This window comes from Curtobacterium sp. MCPF17_046, from assembly GCF_003224295.1.
GTDB lineage: Bacteria > Actinomycetota > Actinomycetes > Actinomycetales > Microbacteriaceae > Curtobacterium.
Window position 1 is genome coordinate 1 of the sequence record NZ_QKLB01000021.1, and the last position, 16,619, is coordinate 16,619.

Below are 16,619 nucleotides of genomic sequence, written 5' to 3' on the forward strand. Positions count from 1 at the left end.
CGGCATACGAGATCCTGAGATGTCTCGTGGGCTCGGAGATGTGTATAAGAGACAGGCGCAGGATCAGCTCCGGGGTTCGGAACGGGCGAAGGTGAGGTCCCTCGAGGCGTTAAAAGAGCTGGCCGTCCTGCGGTGTGGGCTCCGTCGGAATCTCACCGCGTTCGGTCGCGCACATGAAGAGTTGTGCTCGGAGTTCCTTGCGCTGCTGCTTGGTCAGACCTCGGAAGTCGACGAAGCAATGCCCCGGTGACCGTACATGGCCGACCGGAAGCGAGCACGCTGAGTCGTCGATGACGTAGCGGTTGGCTGCGATGACCTCTCCAACGGTCACGCCCCAGACACCCTGCGACTCGCTCTTCGCGTTCTGGTTGAACCAGTCCCGGGCTTCCTGGGCGGTCACGATGGCCGAGCGCGAGTACGACGGCATGTTGTTGTCAGACGAGTTCGGACCGAACGCTATGGTGGCGATCTGGCCGTTGTCGACGAGCATGTGTGGTGCGATCTGCCGGTAGGCGAGCTCGTCCTCGTCACTCATCAGCTGTTCGCCGTCGAGCAGCTCCACTGCGACTTCGATCACGACTGCAGCCCCTGCACGAACTGAAACGCCTCCGCCACGCTCACCGTCGACCGATGCACACCACCGCGGTCCTCACGTTGCACGGCGAACAGTTCGAACGTGCCGTCGGGCAGTACCTCAACGCTCGCGACGGCCTCAGCTGACCCCCACTCCGCGAGCACACCACCTTCCTCGGTCGGGAAGACGCCGGGTCGTTCGATGGGCGCTTCGTCGATCCGGCGCAGCAACGCCTGCGCCGCGTCGAGGGCGACCGCGGAAATCTGCGCCCCATCTCCATCGTCCCAACCCTGTCGAAGGGAGGCGAATTGTGTGAGACGGCGACCCCATGCCGTGTCGTCGAACTGGATGCGCTCCACCCCTGTCGCGGGCCGGAAGCGCCACAGCTCACCGTCGCGGTATTGCAGGTGACCGACGATGCGGGTGAGCGGGCCGTTCGCGGCGTCGTCCACGACCGCGCGAAGGTCCTCGAGGAGGTCTGGGTCTTGATAGGACCCACGCAGAACCGCACCGTCAGCGAGCGTGACTTCGAAGCCGCGTCGGGCGGCGTTGATGGCGGTGACGTGAGCAACCACGCTGCCCTCAACCGTTTGCAAGCCCTGCTCCGACGTCGGCGCGTCATCGGCGATCAGGAAGTCTTCGATCCGGGACAGCTTCTCGATCGCAGGAGCGCGGGTCTCGACGGAGATCGTGATCGGGGCGGCATCCGCTGCCACCGGATAGAAATCGATGCTTTGATTCGGTTCGAGACTCGCGCCAAGACTCGATAGCGCTTCCCGGAACTGGCGGTCGGCTTCGGGATCGAGCGTCGGCGGTGCCGGCAGCGGAGCGTCGGAGTAGGCGGCAACTAGGAACGCGTCGGCGGCGTCCTGGGCGTCGGCCTGGTACTGCACATAAGCCTGCTGCTGCTCGAACGCGAGGTAGACGTCGGCGCTGCCGTCCTCGATGCGCTCGATCGTCAACCCGACGCTGTCCGCGAAGTCGGCTGGGAGGTCGTCTCCAGGGTGCTGGCGGCGCCACTCAGCCTCCGCTGCAATCTGGACGATCCGCTGATACTTCTGCAGCTCGACGAGCGACGCGACCGGGAGCCGGCCCCCCGTGAATCGCTCACCACGGAGGCGAACTCGTCGCAGCTCCGCAGCGTTGTTGTCCCCCACGCCGCTCATGCTAGCCGCCCCGTGACCTGCATGACTCGGGACGCCGTCTGGGTGGAAGCGAGTCGTGGCGAGACAAAGCTCGCCCCGTGTTTATGGCGCAGCTCGGTGAAGCACCGAGGGTAGGTCAGAGGGACGTCGACCTGATTGACCGGTCCTAGTCAGTCGGGCAGTCCGTACCGGAGGTCGTAGCCTGTGTCGGCGAGGAACTGGAGCCGGTCGCGGACCTCCTGCAGTGAGGCCGCGTCGTCGGCGTTGCGCAGGTCGGCGCGGAGGAGCGTGTTCGCGGTGATGATGTCGTCGGTCTGGTCTGTGTAGCCGGCGGCTGCTGCGGTGAGGAAGATGGTGGGGTCGGCGGGGCGGATGAGTTCGGTGCCGGAGTAGCCGACCGGGTCGGGCTCGAACCCGAGATCGGCCATGTCGAGTTCGTGTTCGGTGTACGCGACGAGCCGGTACGGCATGGCTCGCTTGCTGGCCTTCGGGTAGCCGGGGCGGTCGGAAATGGCGCGGCCGGAGATCCGGCAGCCGGCGCTGATGAGACGCTCGGCTTGCTCCTTCAAGGGCAGGTCAGATGTCCACCGAGTCCGGACGCCGCCTGGGCCGGGGTAGCAGGCGATGGCGAAGTCGATGAGCCCGCCGACTTGCCGTGATTCCCATCCGATGTCGGTTCGGTGTACACGTTTGCCGAGCCGTGCGATCGCGTCATCGACCTGCCCCGCAGTGAGTCCTGCCCGCACGAGCCTGTCGAAGTTGGAGCCGTTGATAGCGAGCATCCGGGCGACGGCGAACGTGATGTAGATCGGTGCGGCGTCCTTCCACCGCTCGTGCACTCCGAGGACTTGCTTCCCGTCGATCCATACGCGTCGCCGGTCGATGTCGACGAGTAGAACGGTCGAGGTCTGTTCGGCGAGGGCAATCTGCGTGACTGTCACGGTCCGCGGCGCCAGGAGCAGCAAGTCCGCGTCCGCGACTGGTTCGCTGCGAGGGTTCTGGGTGAGGGTGGGGAAGCGTGCGCGGCGGCCGTCGGCGAGGCGGATCGTGTCGTGCGTCTCCACGACCGCGGCCAGACCGGCGAGTTTCAGGACGGCGAGGGCGTCAGTGAGATCGGTGGTGTCGCCGAGCCCGTATGGCATCGTGATCTGCGGTCGACCGGCGTACGCAGCGGCCACCCATTCGAGTCCTGGGCCCATCAGCTGCGTTCCTCCGGGGTGTCTGGTCTGATGAGGGCCATGAGCCAGCCCGCTTCGGTCAGGAACGGCTCCCACCCGTCACGGGGGTCACCGGGTGCTGGTTCGCACCGGTAGCCAGAACCTCCGTCGGCGCTATGGACGATGACCTGCCGGAGTTCGGAGCCGGTCGGGTCGCGGAAGTACATGTGTCCGTGGGTGCCGGCGAGGTCGAAGGCGACGCTGAGTAGGAACAGGTCCGGGCGGCTGGTGGCGCTCACCATTCACGTCCCCGGAACAGGGCGATGACTGTCTCGAGCGGGCGCCCTTCCCGGATCCACTGCAGCGGCGTCAGGGCGCGGTTCTCGACGGTGAGGTGGGTGCAGGGTATGGTCATGAACTCGGTCACCGCCGCCGCATCCAGGAGCGGCTGCGGTGCCGCCGCGTAGAGCACTTCCAAGCCTGGGAGCAGGACGGAGCGGTCACCGAACTCAGGCAGGGCCGGGGCGAGGATCTGCCAGTCGGGGATGCGTTCTTCGCCCTCGAGGTCGAAGCTCAGTAGGCGGTTCGACCCGAACAGCTCGCCGACGTCGTCGATGCTGATTTGCAGGGCTGCTGCGGCTTCTGCTTCGGTGAGGGTCGAGTCGAGGAGGTGCCGGCGGATCCGGGCCTGCGTGGTTCGCCACCAGTCCTCGGGTACGTCGGCTGCGTTGACGGCGCTGTGTTCGGGGTCGCGTGGGATTTGCCGGCCGTTGTCGGCGTAGGCGCTGAGTTGCTCCGGGGTGACCTCCCCGCGGGCGTACATCCACAGCTGTGACTGCCAGGGCATGTCGTCGGGGAACCCTTCGAGGTACCCGGAGTGGATCACCGCCCGGACAGCTTGCTCGCGCCTGGCGACTTCGGAGGCTGGGATGAGGAGGGTCTGCACGATGCGGTTCGCTTCCCGTACCGCCGGCACGGTCAGGTCTGACAGGACCGTGTTGTGCTTGTCGTAGAGCTCGTACCCGGGCTCGGCATCGATGGGGCGGACGAGGATTTGCGTCAGGTGCGCGTTCGGGTTGTCGGTGTCCTCGAGGAGCACATGTCCCCAGAGGATCCGGTCGTTCGAGAGGTGCATGGACACCAGACGCATCATCAGTGAGTACCTCCAAGTTGGAAGTGGTGCGGGGGTGGGTCAGGACTGTTCGGGTTCGGAGTGGGTGCGGCCGAGACGTTCTGGTGCCCAGGTGAGGATGAACCGCATGATGCGGTCCGCTTCCGCCATCGCCGGATCCGACGGGTCCTCGGCGTCGGGGTCGACGTTGCTGAGCCGGAACCACGGCGCCTGGTCGGCGTGGTCGATGAGGACGACTGAGGGCTTGTCGTTGGGGCGGGTGGGGTTGGTGAACATGACGGAGCCGAAGAAGCGGGTGTCATCGAACGCCAACGTCATGGACAGCAGCTGCAACATCATCGGCGTCCCCTCGTCAACTTCCACTGGGGTGCCAGCGGAGGTCATGTGCAAGGTCGGCTTGGAAGTGCAGCAGCTGCCGCAGCCCGTTCACCGCGTCGGTGTTCACGTCCACCCAGCTGTCTTCGTGGATGACATGCGCGGTGATGAACTCATCCGTGCAGCACCCCTGATCGGTCGCGGTCAGGATGGTGGTGTCCTGCGGGATGACGACCGCCACGGTGGCGTCATCCGCTGATGCCGGCTCGTAGCCGAGCGCCTGCATGTCGGGATGTTTCGCGAAGAACGCGGTCAGCCGGTTCGGCGGGACCAGGACGCCGGCCTGCTGCGCCGCCCACCGGTCCGACATCACCCCACCAAGCCCGATGAGTTCATCTGCTTGCGCGTCGATGCTGTCGTCGCGTTTCCAGCAGATACGCACTCCGCCGGGACCCGGGTAGGCGGCGAGAGCCCAGTCGATGAGGGAGGGCCGGTCCGTCGCTTCCCACCCCAACGGCGTGTGAAACGCATGAACGCCAAGCGTCGGCATGACTGCACGGACGTCGTCCGCCGGGATGCCGATGTGTTCCGCGACCGCATGGGTGCCGCCGCCGTGCAGGGCGATGGTCCGGGCGATGGCGAACACGTGACGCCAGCCCGGTGTCGCGTCTCGTTGCATTGACGTTCCGTGCACTTGCCGGCCGTTCGCCCAGACGCGTTGCCGTTTCCCGTTCACGACCACCAAGTCTGGATACCGGCGCACAAGCGACAGGACGCCGCCCTCCGATCCACCTGGCAGGAGGACCAGGTCGTCGTGGTGGCCGTCCCCAGTTACGTCATGAGCGGTGGTGGTGGGGTCCGGAGTGGCGAGGAACGCAGTCCGGCCGTCCTCGAACCGGAGCCGGTCGAACGACTCCACGCGAGCGGGCATACCGGCGGCGGCGAGGGCGGTCAGCGTCTGGGTGATGTCGATGGTCCAACCGAGCCCGAACGGTAGCGACAGGATCGTCTGCTGCTGCCGGATGTCCTGCACCCACTTCCGGTCAGACATCAGCAGGGCCGGCCGCTTCCACGCCACGACCCAGCGACCGGAGTTCCAGTAACACGTTCGTCACCTGGGTTGCCGCTTCGACCAGGGGGTCCGCTGGATTGGTCAAGGGTGCCCCGTTGAGGAGATTGAACGTCCACGTGTCGTCGGAGGCTCGGACGGTGACGTGCCGTTGCAGGATCGCCGAACCGGTGGAGTTCGTGAACGTCATCCCGACCAGCGTCGGCCAGATGACGGCGTCGAACTGAGCAGTCAACGACAGCAGCCGCAACGGGACCGGCTCGAACCTCGGCGGCCGACGGTCAGGCATCGCCAGCCAACCTCGGGTCATCCTCTGACAGGCGCTCCAACCCGAGACCGGACGCCTCGAGGATCGCGTTCTCGGACTTTTCCGTGGCGACGAACGAACCGATCTGCGCGTTGACCGCGACAAGCGTCCCGATCCGACTCCGCGCATCGAGAACGACCGCGGCGACCTCGTCGTCGGCGCAGTCGGAGGTGAGTTCCGGCTTCGAGGGATGCAGGGCAGGGAACTCCAGCTGCTGCACCGGCGGATGCCACTTCACACCGATGCGCAGGATACGGCCGTCGGCGTCGTTGCGGTAGAACATCGCACCGAACGGGTGACCCTGATTGAGGGCGAGGTCGGCGCCGTAGAGCGTCCACCCTGTCGCGGCGTACGACGGCTCCCAACGCTGCACGATGAGGGCACCGACACCCATCTTCAGGCCCGGGATGAGTGCCTGGCCGTCCTGCACGTCGGCGTAGAGCTCGCGGAGGTCAGCGGCCCGGTGATTGCGAAGCGACGCGAGCGGGATCCGAGTGAATCCGCGCATTGGGTCCAGCTGTCGCCTGCGGTTTTCATCATCATCGTCAGTACTGGCTCTCACCCTGCATCCCTTCGTGGTCACGAGGTCTCGCCGCTCGTGTTCATAGTAAGGAACGATGCCCGGTCCGTCTACATCTGATCGACCACGCCCTCTGCCTCGGGACCTATGCCGGCGCCATCAGGCAGGTGCGCCGGATGGCCTCGCAGAAGACGGCGTGATCGAGAATCGACGCTCTCGATGCGGCTGAGCACGCGATAACAGGCTGTCAGCTGGTTTCTGCTTCCCGCTGTGAGCGCAGGGGTGAGTCACCAGGATCCGCGTCAATCCGGGGGAGCAGGGCGGCCGACGGGGGCTTCCTTACTTACTTACCTCTACCTCTCTCTTATATGTTGGTAGTAGGTATATAGCTGGGTTCGGTACACATACGTCCCTATCCCAGTAGCCGTACCTCCCGCGGAATGCGTCGAGATCGCAAGACGCCGTGATCGAGGACGCTCGGCCTGCAGGATGCGGCCAGTCGACGAGATCAACCGCCGTTCCGCGCATAGCCGCTTCGACGCCGCACCCCGTGGTGTGAGAAGGAGCAGCACATGCAGGAACGAACCTGGTTCACCGACGACCTACCGGACGGGGTCAGCATCGCGACGGTCATGGATGACATCTCCGTCGTCGTTGACCCTTCCGGACTTGTCACGATCGACGGGCCCGCTGGAGGGTCCACGACCCTCGACTTCGACGACGCCGTCGTTCTCAGCGCCGTCCTCATCGAAGGAGTCCGCATCCTCCGCGAGAAGGGCTGCGTCGAGCGGGATGCCGTCCTCACTTGGCTGAGAGACCACGGGGCCCGCTGACACGCCCGTCCACGTCACGCCGGGTCGTCCGCGCATAGAGGGTGCAACCGAAAGGGGCACCCCATGCCGACAGCATCCCGCGCAGACCGACTCGACGCCTTCATCGCCGCCGCCACCGCCAAGCACGACGGGAAGTACGACTACTCAAGGGTCCCCGAGACCTTCGTCAACGCACATACGAAGGTGACCATCGGCTGCCCGGACCACGGGGACTTCGACCAGGAACCAAACGAGCACAAGCGCGGACAACGCTGCCCGGACTGCTCCGGCCGTCGGAACTCGCGTGCGTCAGTCCGCGGCGCCCGCTTCGTCACACGAGCCGCTGGTATACACGGGAACCGGTACGACTACTCCGCCGTCGCGTTCGTCGACCAGCACACCGAGGTCACCATCATCTGCCGACGGCACGGCCCATTTCTGCAGCGACCGACGAACCACCTCGACCACGGCGGGCCGAGCGGGTGCCACCGCTGCGCAGAAGAGCGCCGGCCGGCCGCGCTGAAGGACGCGTGGACAAAGCGCGACCGTTCGCAGCGCCGCGACGCAGACACCGGCGAGTACCTCGCAGCATGAACAGGAACGACCGGGCCGCCGTGGGGAACGGTGACCCGGTCGTGGGGCTCGTGTGTGACGAGCCGCATTTCAGCCCAGCGACGGTCAGTTCGCCGCGACGTACGTGTCGCGAACGTGCTAGCTGATCCGACCACGCGCGGCGACCTTTTGACCGTTCGCCGACGCCAACTCGCGGATCTTCGTCAGCTCGTCAGGAGTGCTGGGACCCTTTGACGCGGGGCGGGAGAATCCCACCCGTGCAGCCGCCTGGTTCGAACGGACTAACCGGGTTCGAACGGACTAACCGGGTTCAAACCGACTGACCGGGCTGCTCTCCGCGCGCTAACGAAGGCGTCGCCCCTACTCAACCCGAACCACCGGTACGACTCGCGTCCCGTCCTCGTCCCGCCAGACACCTGATTGCGGAGCGTTGCGCCTAGCGTCGCCGGGTCCGCCAGCTGGCTAACTCGTTCGACAAGTTGGCGAGCACCAAAGTCGTTGCCGCGTCGACCTCGCGATACGAATAGGCGTCATCGGTTGTCGCTTCAACCAAGCCGTATCCTGGCCGATCAAGGCGCATACCGCTGAGCTTTGGGGGGATGCCATAGTGCATCGACCGATTGCGAAGCTGCCGAAGACTAGCGAGAAGCTGCGCCTCCGAGGAGTTCAGCACCGCTTCGAGCCCGGCACGCAAACCTGGCGCATCCGAGTTCGGGAAACGACCGAGCAGCTGCCGCACGGCGCTCAGCGCGTGCGTCGCTGCCACGAACCGCAGACGGAACACACTCCCGCCGAGACCCCGTTCAGCGGGCGCGAAGACGTGCAACGCCGCATTGACGGAACATTCCGCGAACATCGCGACGTCTCGCGCACCGGCCGGCAGTGCTGGCTCGTATGACTCATCAGCAAACGCTGCCGCGGAGAGCTGCACGAGCTCCGGCCGTGACGCTTGCACATGCGGAAGACCATGGATTGCCGTGTTCGGGCGTCCGAACGACCGTTGCAACTGGATGACTCGAGATCCCATGCTCTCGCCGAGATCGTGGGTTCGACTTCCGGAAGCCTGATCGAGGGAAGCAAGCGCCTGGTAGCTGGTCAGTCGAGCCGAGGCGAACGCGCGACCGTCGCTTTCCAGGAACGCGAAGTCGTTGTTGGCCCCGAAAGTGGCGCTCTGGTCTCGCCCGATGCGGTTGAACTCCTCGACAACCGAGTCAACCGTCTTCTTGTTGTCATCGAGCAGTTTGACGGTGTGCCGCGCGACCGCAATCTCCTCGTCCCACCCGACCGACAGCGCCGCCGCGGCGTCCGGTCGGCGTCGACGCAACTGGTCCAGACCCTCATGAAGGATGCGTGCGACCTGCGGCGCGACAGCAAGCCCGACCGTCTCTGACCATGGCGAGGCGGCCTCCGTCATCACCAAGGAGACGACGAGGCTTACGTCGTCCGCAAGCATCGCGACGTCAACCTGTTCTGGCGTCGGCGCTTGACCCGCTCGGCGCCTCGCCTTCGCAGCGCTCCCACTCATACCCACCATGATGCCGGAGGTCAGCGAACTGCTCCCCGCCGGAACACAAGCCGAGTGGCGGGTGCGATGCTCAGGGACCCGCTCGCCATCGTGAGGCCGTGGCGGCGTTAAGTGACGGCGCGCTCAAACGCTCGGTGCCGCTCTAACAAGCCGTCGACGTACTCGGCCCGGACCGGCGACACCTGCTTGAACACGGGATGAAGCACGATGTGCGCTCTGCGGGCATCACTGAGGGCAGGCTGAAGCGGCCAGCGGTTAGCACGACCGGCCGGCCCTCACAAGCGAGGAGCAGATCCTCACAGTTCAGACGTCGACCAACCCGGGGCAGACCCGTCGTCATGATCGCCTCCGGCTGCCATCGCTAAATCGTCCAGTAACGTGAGGGCGATGGAAGAGCTCGCGCGTTTCGGAAGGGCGTCACTCGCGCAGGTCGCCGAGTTGATGGGTCGTAGTGAAGAGCAGGTGGCGGAAGCCGCAGTCCGCCTAGAAGGCGACGGCGCCGTCGTGCGTGGCATGCTCGCGGCGTCAGCGGTCACCGCGCTCATCTCGGAGGCGGAACCAGCTCGACCACTGCAGGACGCAGAGGCGCTACTACGCAACGCCTTCCGCCTGGCGCGAGAGAACGCGAAAGCCGATTGGGCATCGATGGCCGTCCCAGTGCTCAAGAATCGACTGCTGCAGTTGACCGACGGCACATTCCGCGAGAAGGACTTCGGAGCGCCGAGCATCTGGCACTTCGTGACGCTGTTCCCCGGGCTGGTGGCCTGCGAGGGGGTCCGACCATCCGAGCGCGTGCGACTGCGTGAACCCGAGCTGATCGAGACGGACGACCGAGATGAATCCGCCGAGCTCGACCCAGTCGGGAAGGGTCGCATCCGCGACGACCTCTGGCGCGCAGTATTCGACTACCGGTCCGGTAAGACGTACGCCTGGGACGAAACGCGGGGCCGGGCCAGCGATCACGCGGACCCTGATAGCGCCGGCATCCGTGTGCCCACGATCACAGCCGCAGAGCTGCGGACGTTGCGCCAAGAGTTCGTTCGTACTCAGGAGACGGTGTCGGAGCACGACGCTGCACGGTTGGCGGAATGGGTCGACGGCGCGGGGGCGACCGCGGCGCTACCCCGGTTCTACCGTCCGCTCTGGAACGCTCACCTGAAGAGCCACGCCGCTGATCGCCTGCGCACCTTCTTTGTCCAAGCAGGCCTCGACGTCCCGTCCGACCTGATAGCGCATGCCAGTCCTCCTACCGCACCAGTCTCCGATGTGGAACACGCCCGCCGAAGGGCGCACGCGTACATCGACGCGATGACTGGGGAAGAGCTGGGCCGCCTATCCATCGAGCTGAGCGTCATCGCCCGAGTGCGGATCTCCGACGAAGGGTGAGCGGCGACCGAGTCCGCGGCATCTGCATCGTCGCGCCGCCCCGTGGCGGAGACCCCAACCATCGGATCACGCCAGCACAGGCGACGTGGGTCGACGCTGTGCGCGCACACGCCGTCGCTCGCGGAGAAGAGGTGAAGATCTTCCGGACGGTCTTCCGCCGATCCGCTGTACGCAACGACTCGGGCCGGTCCTTCCACGTGTTGGACCCGTGGGAAGCCGACAGGTTCTACCGCGATATTCACCGCGGCTACGACGCCGTATTCCAAGCGGGTCAGGCCCGTATCTCACTGCAGCCGACGAAGCCGCTCGAGTCATCGCACCTGATACCGGTCAGTCGTCTCGTGCGTCCCAAGGCCTTCTTCGTCCAGTTCGACGGGTTCACTCCTCCCGCGGACAGCTTCGAGGACTTCGACTCCTGGGCTGCGGCCGTGGACTGCGGCACACATCGCGACTGCCGAGTCCTACCGCACCACATGTTCTCGCCGAGCACGGATTGGCAGGCGCTCGAGACCGAAGACCAACGACAGGCCTTCGAAGCCGCGCACGGAGGGCCGACGCACCTTCACGATGAAAAGTCGCGCCCGTGGAATCAGACCAACGCCTGGCACGGCAACGACACGCTCGAGGTGGCGCGTTTCGATCTGCCCACCGGCTTCCACTGGGATGTGGTGTCCGCCCGCAACACTTCGAGGATGTCGTCGCTGACATCAGCGTGGCGGTTCGACGGGAAGGCCTACCTCAACATCAGCCCCGACGGCTTCATCCGCGCAGGCCAGAGCAAGGGCGCAACGGCAACCAAAGAAGACGAAGCGCCAAGACCAGCTCCTCCAGAACCGGCGACGCCAAGCAAGCGCGAGCGGGACCGCGCACGCCGTGAGCGGCAGCGGGCGCAACGCCGCCGCTAGTTGCATCCACCCAGCCTCGGCGCATAGAGTAGCTGGTGATCCGGTCCGCGGAAGCGGATTGGAAGGACGGTGCGGGGTTGCTTCTCGCGCCTGAAGACACCAAGAAGCAGTGAACGTGAGCAAGCCACGGTCGTCTCGAGCCGTGAATGCGATTCATCCAAGGTCGTGGGGACCTCACGTAAGCGCCAACGCGCCTCTGTTGGTTGTCCAGAATAGGCTCGACCTATCTTCTAGTGCCCCGGCTTATCGTCCGGGGCACTTCTCTTTGTCCTACGCCTCGCCCACGACATGCGCGAGGCGACGTCTGCTTGCAGTACGGGAACGGCGGCGGATGAAAGGCAGTCCTCGCGACCTGCTCTACCAATGTGCTCATTTGCGATCGGCGCCCTACTCGAGCCGCACCACCGGTACGACCCACGTCCCGTCGGCGTCCTGCCAGCCGCCGAGTTCAGGACGGACACGCCATGCAGACAGCAGCATCGTCACCTTGAGCTCGTCCTCTGGCTCGTGGATGTTCCCGCTGAACCCGATGAGGTCACCAGCTTTGTCTCCGGTGCCGGTCGCGTCGGGGTCGAGGCGCAGGCGCCAAACGCGATGGTGCGGCTCGTACGAGATGTGGGCAATACGGACAGTCATGGTGTAGCTCCTAGTGTTACGGCTCCAGCTTCGGTGCTGTAACCCCTACTATCGGCACCGATCGTCGCTACTGACGGCCCGGGTGGCGCATGTGGCTCACACGTTGAACTGGTCCTCGTTCCAGTGGTCAAAGTGGTACACCGACTGCTCGCTTACGGGACGCTCCGACGTTGCTGCCGCCAGCGCGTCAGTGTCCTCCTGTAGCTCAGCGAACCATTCCTTCCAGTCCGAGTCCTCATCGTCCGGGAACGACGCCGGGTAGGTGTCGGCAAATACTTCCGCCTGACCGAGGATCATCGCCAGGGCCAGCTCCTGCAGCACGCTCGTCGCCGTCGGCAATGACACCGCAGCGCGCTCGCGGAGGAGCCGAACCGCTCCTCGAAGCGCGAACATGAACTCGTAGTCGTATCGGGTGAGGAACTGGGCCGGAAGTTCGTCGACGAACCACGACACGTCCAACTGTCCGAGGTGGGAGCCGCGGGGGAGTCGGGCGAGTTCGCGAAGCTCGTCAGTCGCGGTGTCGTAGACGAGGTCGCTGCCGACTGCGAATACGGCGGCGGCCGAATCGCCGAGCCTTTCGGCGAGCGGAGGCGACCAAGCCTTGTGCGAGTCATCAACGTCGAGCATGTCGTCATCGTCCACTGGGGCGCCTGCGGCTTCCAGACTTGCCCACCCAAGCGCGCGGCAGACGCCTCGTACCTTATCCGCGCGAATCGACGCTCCGCTTTCGTACCGCGCCCAGCTCTTGGCTCCGACTCCGGCCCGGGTAGCGGCGACCTCGACCGTGTGCCCGAGGCTGATGCGACGGGCGCGGATCGCCTCGCCGATGATGGTGTCGCTGGACTTGACTCGAGGGGGCATCCGACATCCTTCGGTACTGACTGGTAAGTGACTAGACAGTATCAAGGGCTGCATCAGCGACGCAAGGGTGCGGTCGGAGGGGTCCTGGAGGGCGGCCACGGCCGTGAGCCGCAAGCACTCACCGAAGGGGTGGCTCGGGTTTGTGGGCCCATTGCGAGCAAGTCGGTCCTCATCGAACAAACGGCCCCTGACCTGGGCTTTCGGCAAAGGGGGGAAAATGAGGGCGGCCCCAGGGGAAACCCAGGTTGAGGCTTTCACGGAGGACCGCTCGATCCGCACCACCGCGCGGGTCCGTAAGACCTGCAAATGACCCGCCATAGAAAACCCCCGTTCACGCGGGGGTTTTCTTCTTTTGAAGAGCGTCCTCGGTGCATCTCTGGTGCACTCTCCTGAGTGCACGACTCCGCGCCGTGGCTGCCTCCTCCTTGGCAGCGCGGTGAGTGACGGCGCGTCGGACCCGGTGTGCCAGGCCCCTTCGCCTGTTCCTCGAGTGTGCGCAGCGAAGCAAGCCTTCACGTCGGTCTCCACTGGGCCTCGCCACCGCGTTGCGCCGCTGAAGCTCTAGATCAGCGCGCAGATGTGTGGCAGAGGCCCGAGGGGAACCCTAGAACGACAGGCGCACAGCCAGCCGCGACTGTGGTGCTGGGGTATACCCCAATGCGGCAGAGCCAGCTAGACTTCTGGAACGTTTCTGGGACGTCTCTCGTTGGGTGTTCGCGTGATGGGGGAGGACGCTCTGTTCGTGTTGCAGATGGCAGTGCCGCAAGGTCCGGCCCGGTCCTCTCGTGTCCGCCCTCGCCCGCGTGAACGAACGCTTCGGCAGAGCCCGTTGATGTCGGTCGCGTGCAGTAACTTCTTGGCATGAACAATCGTGAGGCGAATTCGCTAGCAGCGTGGCTGGTCAAGCAGCCCACCCAGGAAGGCCGCGGGCGCAGCATCGCGGTGGCGCTCAAGGACGCACACCGTCTCGTGAACGAGCCGACGCTCGACATCTGGCGGCAGCAGGTCGTCCTTCCGATGCTTCCGCTAATTCCGGGGCTCGCTGAGTCGATCGAGTACCTGGACATCGACGTAAAGTTGGCGAACAACCGATCGACCCTTTCTGGTGAGATTGTCGTGATCACCGACACCCGGATTGTCCACGGGCAGTTCCAGACATTCGACAACATCAACAGCCTGCCGACCGCGACAGCGAAGTCCTGGCCGCGCAGCGCTGTCCGCACCATACGACTCGACGAACTTGAGGTCCCGGACCTCGATGACGAGGACGAACCCTGGGACGCGAGCGGGACCCTCACCCTCAAGGGCGACGACTTCAACCTGACCCTTCCCGCCCGCCCCGGACGCGAACACGCGATCGCGGAGCTCGCAGCGTCGTTCTCCCGCTGACAGAACCCTGCGGGCTGCGGCTATGAACCTAGAGGGAGTCGCGGCGCTGCTCGCCCTGCCGGCAGGGCTCCTCGCTGCGGTCACGCCTTGGGCGCTCGAGCGCACGTGGTCGGCCCACCTGGACCGCGTGGTGAAACTCCAACAGTCGGGGATCCCACTTGGCGAGCTCGAATCGCGCATGCTCGAAAGCGTGCGGAAGCGCCTTGTAGAGAAACTTGCGGTCGCGACGCTCGTTCCCCGCCGACTCGAGTTCCTGGTGCTCGGAGTGATGGGGATCGTCGGAGGAGTCGCATGGCTGGTGGTGTCCTTCATCGACGCGTCTGCGGCGGACGCTCGGGGGGTGGGCGACCCTGCCCAGATCCTTGAGCAAGGAGTGCTGGACACTCTGATGCTTGTCCTGACCGGTTCGCTCTGTCTTCTCTTCCGCGTTGGTCTCCGAAACCGTCGCATCATCGAGTTGCAGCGGACTGGTGACGTCAGGCGCGAAGAGATCCAAGACTTCCTGCAGCCACGGGACACCCCGCTGTGGAGGCGACGTAAGCAGCCTCCACAGCCAGCCGAAGAGCGCGACCCCGAAGCCTGACCCCACGCAGGTGCACGCGCTCATGGAGCTCAGGCGGCGCGCTTCTTCCACACCTCTGGCGGGTGACGACAAAGTAGCCGTCGCGTGCGGCTACCGGGTGGCGAGGCATTGTGCTGTGGGCGTTGCGGTGGCCGGGATGGTCGTCCGTTTGCGCCGTCGCGTGGTAACCGCGTGGCAGCGGCAAGCCTTCCGTACGGTCTGCGTCGTAGAGGAGGTGCTGCGTCGGGCAATGATCTAGCACCTGATCGCATACCTATGTAGAGTTAGACCTATGAAGGTCACCTATTCGCTGGCGTTGGTCGCCATGACGGTCCTCGAGATGGATCGTGAGGACGACGGGCGTCTCTGGGGTTACGCGATCTCGAAAAGGTCAGGCGTCCGATCGGGAGTGTTGTACCCGCAGCTAGACCGCATGCTTGGTGAAGGATGGCTCGCGGATCACTGGGAGGAGCGGACTGAAGGGCAAAAGCGACCGGCCCGCCGGTATTACACGCTCACCGATGAGGGGCGCAGAGAACTAGGGGCTATCGCTAGCAGGGTAAAGACAGAGCGGCAGTTCAAGGGGCTTCGGGGGGTGTTCGCATGATGCAGCAGCTCATGAGTGCTCCGGCGGCGCTGGCTGGACTTGGGGTCGCGGTGATCGTGTTCGGATTTGCGCCTGGCCTGGTGCTCGCGCTCATCGTGCGCCTGATCCCGGATCTCGAGCGACGCCATGAGTTGCAAGCTGAGCTCTATGCCGTGCCTTACTGGAAGCGACCGTTCTGGGTCGCGGAGCAGTTTGAGGTTGCGTTGAGAGTAGGGCTATCGCCGCGTATCGAGTGGATCTGGGGGCGGCACGTGTGGCATCGGTCCAAGTTGATGTCGGGTTTGGACCAGCATCGCGAGTTTCCGGAGACGTTTTGGGTCCCGGATGCTGAGGTGAAAGCGCTCATCGGGCCTGGTGACGAGGTGAAGCTCATGTGGTCAGTTTCTCGGTCTCCCGGCGAGAGAATGTGGGTCGAAGTGACCGAGCGGCATGGTAGCCGCCTTGTTGGCAAGCTCTCCAACTGGCCCGTATGCGTTTACATGAATCCCGTAGAGCGGGTGGACTTCGACATTGACGACATCATCGATTACGAATTTGCAGAAGCTGACACCGACCTCCAGGATGCCAAATCTTCAGCGTGACCCTCGTGATTCGAGGAAGTGGCGCTGCGCTGCCGACCGAGCTGACATAAGAGGCCGCTATCAGCTCGAACAACGGCCGGCATCCCGCGAAGGGTTGCCGGCCGTTGCCATGTGGGGGAGTGTCAGTGTGCGGCGTCGTATGCGTCGCGGACGGCCTGGCTGATGCGGCCGCGGCTCGAGACTTCGTGGCCGTTTGCGTTTGCCCACTCGCGGATCTTCGCGAGCTCGTCCGAGTTGCCACGCTTGGGCGCGTTCCCGGCGCCGCTGCGGCCGGAACGGCCGCTGACCTTCCGGGCCGCGGCAACGTAGTCGGAGAACGCTTCACGGAGCGCGTCTGCGTTGTCGTCGGTCAGGTCGATCTCGTAGTTGCTGCCGTCAAAGCCGAAGGTGACGGTGCGGCCCTTACCGTCTTCGATGGTGTCGCCGGTGAGGTCGTCGACGAGGTGCGTAGTGACTTTCTGCGCCATGGTGAGGTCGCCTTTCGCTCGGGGGTCACTTCCACCCTGGCATAGCTGGTCCCGGAGAACGCTTTGTTGGTTCTTCCTCGTGTAGGTGGGTCGGGC

At 65.1% G+C, this 16,619-nt stretch carries 21 protein-coding genes; 8 read left to right on the forward strand and 13 right to left on the reverse strand.

The window, feature by feature from the left end; genetic code table 11:
- Positions 1–109: 109 nt before the first annotated feature.
- The 9 genes from DEJ32_RS14665 to DEJ32_RS14705 all read right to left on the reverse strand — a co-directional run bounded on the left by DEJ32_RS14665 (position 110) and on the right by DEJ32_RS14705 (position 6,261).
- On the reverse strand, positions 110–577 hold the full coding sequence (locus DEJ32_RS14665) for a hypothetical protein (RefSeq protein ID WP_146234172.1): 468 nt from the start codon (positions 575–577) through the stop codon (positions 110–112).
- On the reverse strand, positions 574–1,731 hold the full coding sequence (locus DEJ32_RS14670) for a hypothetical protein (protein WP_146234173.1): 1,158 nt from the start codon (positions 1,729–1,731) through the stop codon (positions 574–576). The genes DEJ32_RS14665 and DEJ32_RS14670 overlap by 4 nt, the downstream gene beginning before the upstream one ends.
- Positions 1,732–1,889: 158 nt before the next feature.
- Positions 1,890–2,897 (reverse strand): hypothetical protein, encoded by a 1,008-nt coding sequence (locus DEJ32_RS14675; protein WP_110901811.1) that lies wholly within the window; start codon positions 2,895–2,897, stop codon positions 1,890–1,892.
- Positions 2,898–2,917: 20 nt separating this feature from the next.
- Positions 2,918–3,175 (reverse strand): hypothetical protein, encoded by a 258-nt coding sequence (locus DEJ32_RS14680; RefSeq protein WP_146234174.1) that lies wholly within the window; start codon positions 3,173–3,175, stop codon positions 2,918–2,920.
- The gene (locus tag DEJ32_RS14685) at positions 3,172–3,975 is read right to left on the reverse strand and encodes an antitoxin VbhA family protein (RefSeq protein ID WP_146234175.1); all 804 of its coding nucleotides are present in this window, start codon (positions 3,973–3,975) and stop codon (positions 3,172–3,174) included. The genes DEJ32_RS14680 and DEJ32_RS14685 overlap by 4 nt, the downstream gene beginning before the upstream one ends.
- Positions 3,976–4,068: 93 nt before the next feature.
- Positions 4,069–4,347, reverse strand: coding sequence for a hypothetical protein (locus DEJ32_RS14690; protein ID WP_110901814.1), 279 nt, complete (start codon positions 4,345–4,347; stop codon positions 4,069–4,071).
- Positions 4,348–4,360: 13 nt separating this feature from the next.
- The gene (locus DEJ32_RS14695; RefSeq protein WP_110901815.1) at positions 4,361–5,401 is read right to left on the reverse strand and encodes a hypothetical protein; all 1,041 of its coding nucleotides are present in this window, start codon (positions 5,399–5,401) and stop codon (positions 4,361–4,363) included.
- Positions 5,367–5,582 (reverse strand): hypothetical protein, encoded by a 216-nt coding sequence (locus tag DEJ32_RS14700; protein ID WP_146234177.1) that lies wholly within the window; start codon positions 5,580–5,582, stop codon positions 5,367–5,369. Before DEJ32_RS14700 ends, DEJ32_RS14695 begins: the two co-directional genes overlap by 35 nt.
- A 91-nt stretch (positions 5,583–5,673) precedes the next feature.
- Positions 5,674–6,261 carry a hypothetical protein gene (locus DEJ32_RS14705; RefSeq protein WP_146234178.1) on the reverse strand — a complete coding sequence of 196 codons (588 nt, stop codon included), beginning with the start codon at positions 6,259–6,261 and terminating at the stop codon, positions 5,674–5,676.
- Positions 6,262–6,791: 530 nt separating this feature from the next.
- On the opposite strand from DEJ32_RS14705, the gene DEJ32_RS14710 reads away from it, so the two are divergent.
- Positions 6,792–7,052, forward strand: a complete 261-nt coding sequence (locus tag DEJ32_RS14710) for a hypothetical protein (protein ID WP_110901818.1) — start codon at positions 6,792–6,794, stop codon at positions 7,050–7,052.
- A gap of 63 nt (positions 7,053–7,115) precedes the next feature.
- A complete protein-coding gene (locus DEJ32_RS14715) occupies positions 7,116–7,625 on the forward strand; it encodes a hypothetical protein (protein ID WP_110901819.1) in 510 nt (169 codons plus the stop codon).
- 415 nt (positions 7,626–8,040) lie between these two features.
- Here the strand turns inward: DEJ32_RS14715 and DEJ32_RS14720 are convergent, their stop codons facing one another.
- Complete coding sequence (locus DEJ32_RS14720; RefSeq protein ID WP_110901820.1) at positions 8,041–9,057, reverse strand: hypothetical protein; 1,017 nt, start codon at positions 9,055–9,057, stop codon at positions 8,041–8,043.
- Positions 9,058–9,516: 459 nt separating this feature from the next.
- On the opposite strand from DEJ32_RS14720, the gene DEJ32_RS14725 reads away from it, so the two are divergent.
- Complete coding sequence (locus DEJ32_RS14725; protein ID WP_110901821.1) at positions 9,517–10,515, forward strand: hypothetical protein; 999 nt, start codon at positions 9,517–9,519, stop codon at positions 10,513–10,515.
- A 131-nt stretch (positions 10,516–10,646) separates the two neighbouring features.
- The gene (locus DEJ32_RS14730; RefSeq protein ID WP_110901822.1) at positions 10,647–11,420 is read left to right on the forward strand and encodes a hypothetical protein; all 774 of its coding nucleotides are present in this window, start codon (positions 10,647–10,649) and stop codon (positions 11,418–11,420) included.
- A gap of 387 nt (positions 11,421–11,807) precedes the next feature.
- On the opposite strand, the gene DEJ32_RS14735 is transcribed toward DEJ32_RS14730, so the two are convergent.
- On the reverse strand, positions 11,808–12,056 hold the full coding sequence (locus tag DEJ32_RS14735) for a hypothetical protein (RefSeq protein WP_110901823.1): 249 nt from the start codon (positions 12,054–12,056) through the stop codon (positions 11,808–11,810).
- 96 nt (positions 12,057–12,152) lie between these two features.
- Positions 12,153–12,917 (reverse strand): helix-turn-helix transcriptional regulator, encoded by a 765-nt coding sequence (locus DEJ32_RS14740; protein ID WP_181420702.1) that lies wholly within the window; start codon positions 12,915–12,917, stop codon positions 12,153–12,155.
- Between the two features lie 861 nt (positions 12,918–13,778).
- Between DEJ32_RS14740 and DEJ32_RS14745 the strand changes: the two genes are divergently transcribed.
- The 4 genes from DEJ32_RS14745 (at position 13,779) to DEJ32_RS16565 (ending at position 16,056) form a co-directional block, all read left to right on the forward strand.
- Entirely contained in the window at positions 13,779–14,306 is a 528-nt protein-coding gene (locus DEJ32_RS14745) for a hypothetical protein (RefSeq protein WP_146234179.1), read from the forward strand.
- A gap of 22 nt (positions 14,307–14,328) precedes the next feature.
- Positions 14,329–14,889 (forward strand): hypothetical protein, encoded by a 561-nt coding sequence (locus tag DEJ32_RS14750; protein ID WP_110901826.1) that lies wholly within the window; start codon positions 14,329–14,331, stop codon positions 14,887–14,889.
- A gap of 271 nt (positions 14,890–15,160) precedes the next feature.
- Positions 15,161–15,475, forward strand: coding sequence for a PadR family transcriptional regulator (locus DEJ32_RS14755; protein ID WP_110901827.1), 315 nt, complete (start codon positions 15,161–15,163; stop codon positions 15,473–15,475).
- Positions 15,472–16,056 carry a hypothetical protein gene (locus DEJ32_RS16565; protein ID WP_258369088.1) on the forward strand — a complete coding sequence of 195 codons (585 nt, stop codon included), beginning with the start codon at positions 15,472–15,474 and terminating at the stop codon, positions 16,054–16,056. Before DEJ32_RS14755 ends, DEJ32_RS16565 begins: the two co-directional genes overlap by 4 nt.
- Before the next feature lie 122 nt (positions 16,057–16,178).
- Here DEJ32_RS16565 and DEJ32_RS14765 read toward each other — a convergent pair whose 3' ends face one another.
- Positions 16,179–16,523 (reverse strand): Lsr2 family protein, encoded by a 345-nt coding sequence (locus DEJ32_RS14765; protein ID WP_110901828.1) that lies wholly within the window; start codon positions 16,521–16,523, stop codon positions 16,179–16,181.
- Between the last annotated feature and the right edge of the window lie 96 nt (positions 16,524–16,619).

What these genes read in the sequence shown, in the direction of transcription:
- DEJ32_RS14690 (WP_110901814.1), bottom strand. Translation starts at nt 4,347, where the DNA reads ATGATGTTGCAGCTGCTGTCCATGACGTTGGCGTTCGATGACACCCGC.
- DEJ32_RS14700 (WP_146234177.1), bottom strand. Translation starts at nt 5,582, where the DNA reads ATGACGTTCACGAACTCCACCGGTTCGGCGATCCTGCAACGGCACGTC.
- DEJ32_RS14710 (WP_110901818.1), top strand. Translation starts at nt 6,792, where the DNA reads ATGCAGGAACGAACCTGGTTCACCGACGACCTACCGGACGGGGTCAGC.
- DEJ32_RS14715 (WP_110901819.1), top strand. Translation starts at nt 7,116, where the DNA reads ATGCCGACAGCATCCCGCGCAGACCGACTCGACGCCTTCATCGCCGCC.
- DEJ32_RS14720 (WP_110901820.1), bottom strand. Translation starts at nt 9,057, where the DNA reads ATGCTTGCGGACGACGTAAGCCTCGTCGTCTCCTTGGTGATGACGGAG.
- DEJ32_RS14725 (WP_110901821.1), top strand. Translation starts at nt 9,517, where the DNA reads ATGGAAGAGCTCGCGCGTTTCGGAAGGGCGTCACTCGCGCAGGTCGCC.
- DEJ32_RS14735 (WP_110901823.1), bottom strand. Translation starts at nt 12,056, where the DNA reads ATGACTGTCCGTATTGCCCACATCTCGTACGAGCCGCACCATCGCGTT.
- DEJ32_RS14740 (WP_181420702.1), bottom strand. Translation starts at nt 12,917, where the DNA reads ATGCCCCCTCGAGTCAAGTCCAGCGACACCATCATCGGCGAGGCGATC.
- DEJ32_RS14745 (WP_146234179.1), top strand. Translation starts at nt 13,779, where the DNA reads ATGAACAATCGTGAGGCGAATTCGCTAGCAGCGTGGCTGGTCAAGCAG.
- DEJ32_RS14750 (WP_110901826.1), top strand. Translation starts at nt 14,329, where the DNA reads ATGAACCTAGAGGGAGTCGCGGCGCTGCTCGCCCTGCCGGCAGGGCTC.
- DEJ32_RS14755 (WP_110901827.1), top strand. Translation starts at nt 15,161, where the DNA reads ATGAAGGTCACCTATTCGCTGGCGTTGGTCGCCATGACGGTCCTCGAG.
- DEJ32_RS16565 (WP_258369088.1), top strand. Translation starts at nt 15,472, where the DNA reads ATGATGCAGCAGCTCATGAGTGCTCCGGCGGCGCTGGCTGGACTTGGG.
- DEJ32_RS14765 (WP_110901828.1), bottom strand. Translation starts at nt 16,523, where the DNA reads ATGGCGCAGAAAGTCACTACGCACCTCGTCGACGACCTCACCGGCGAC.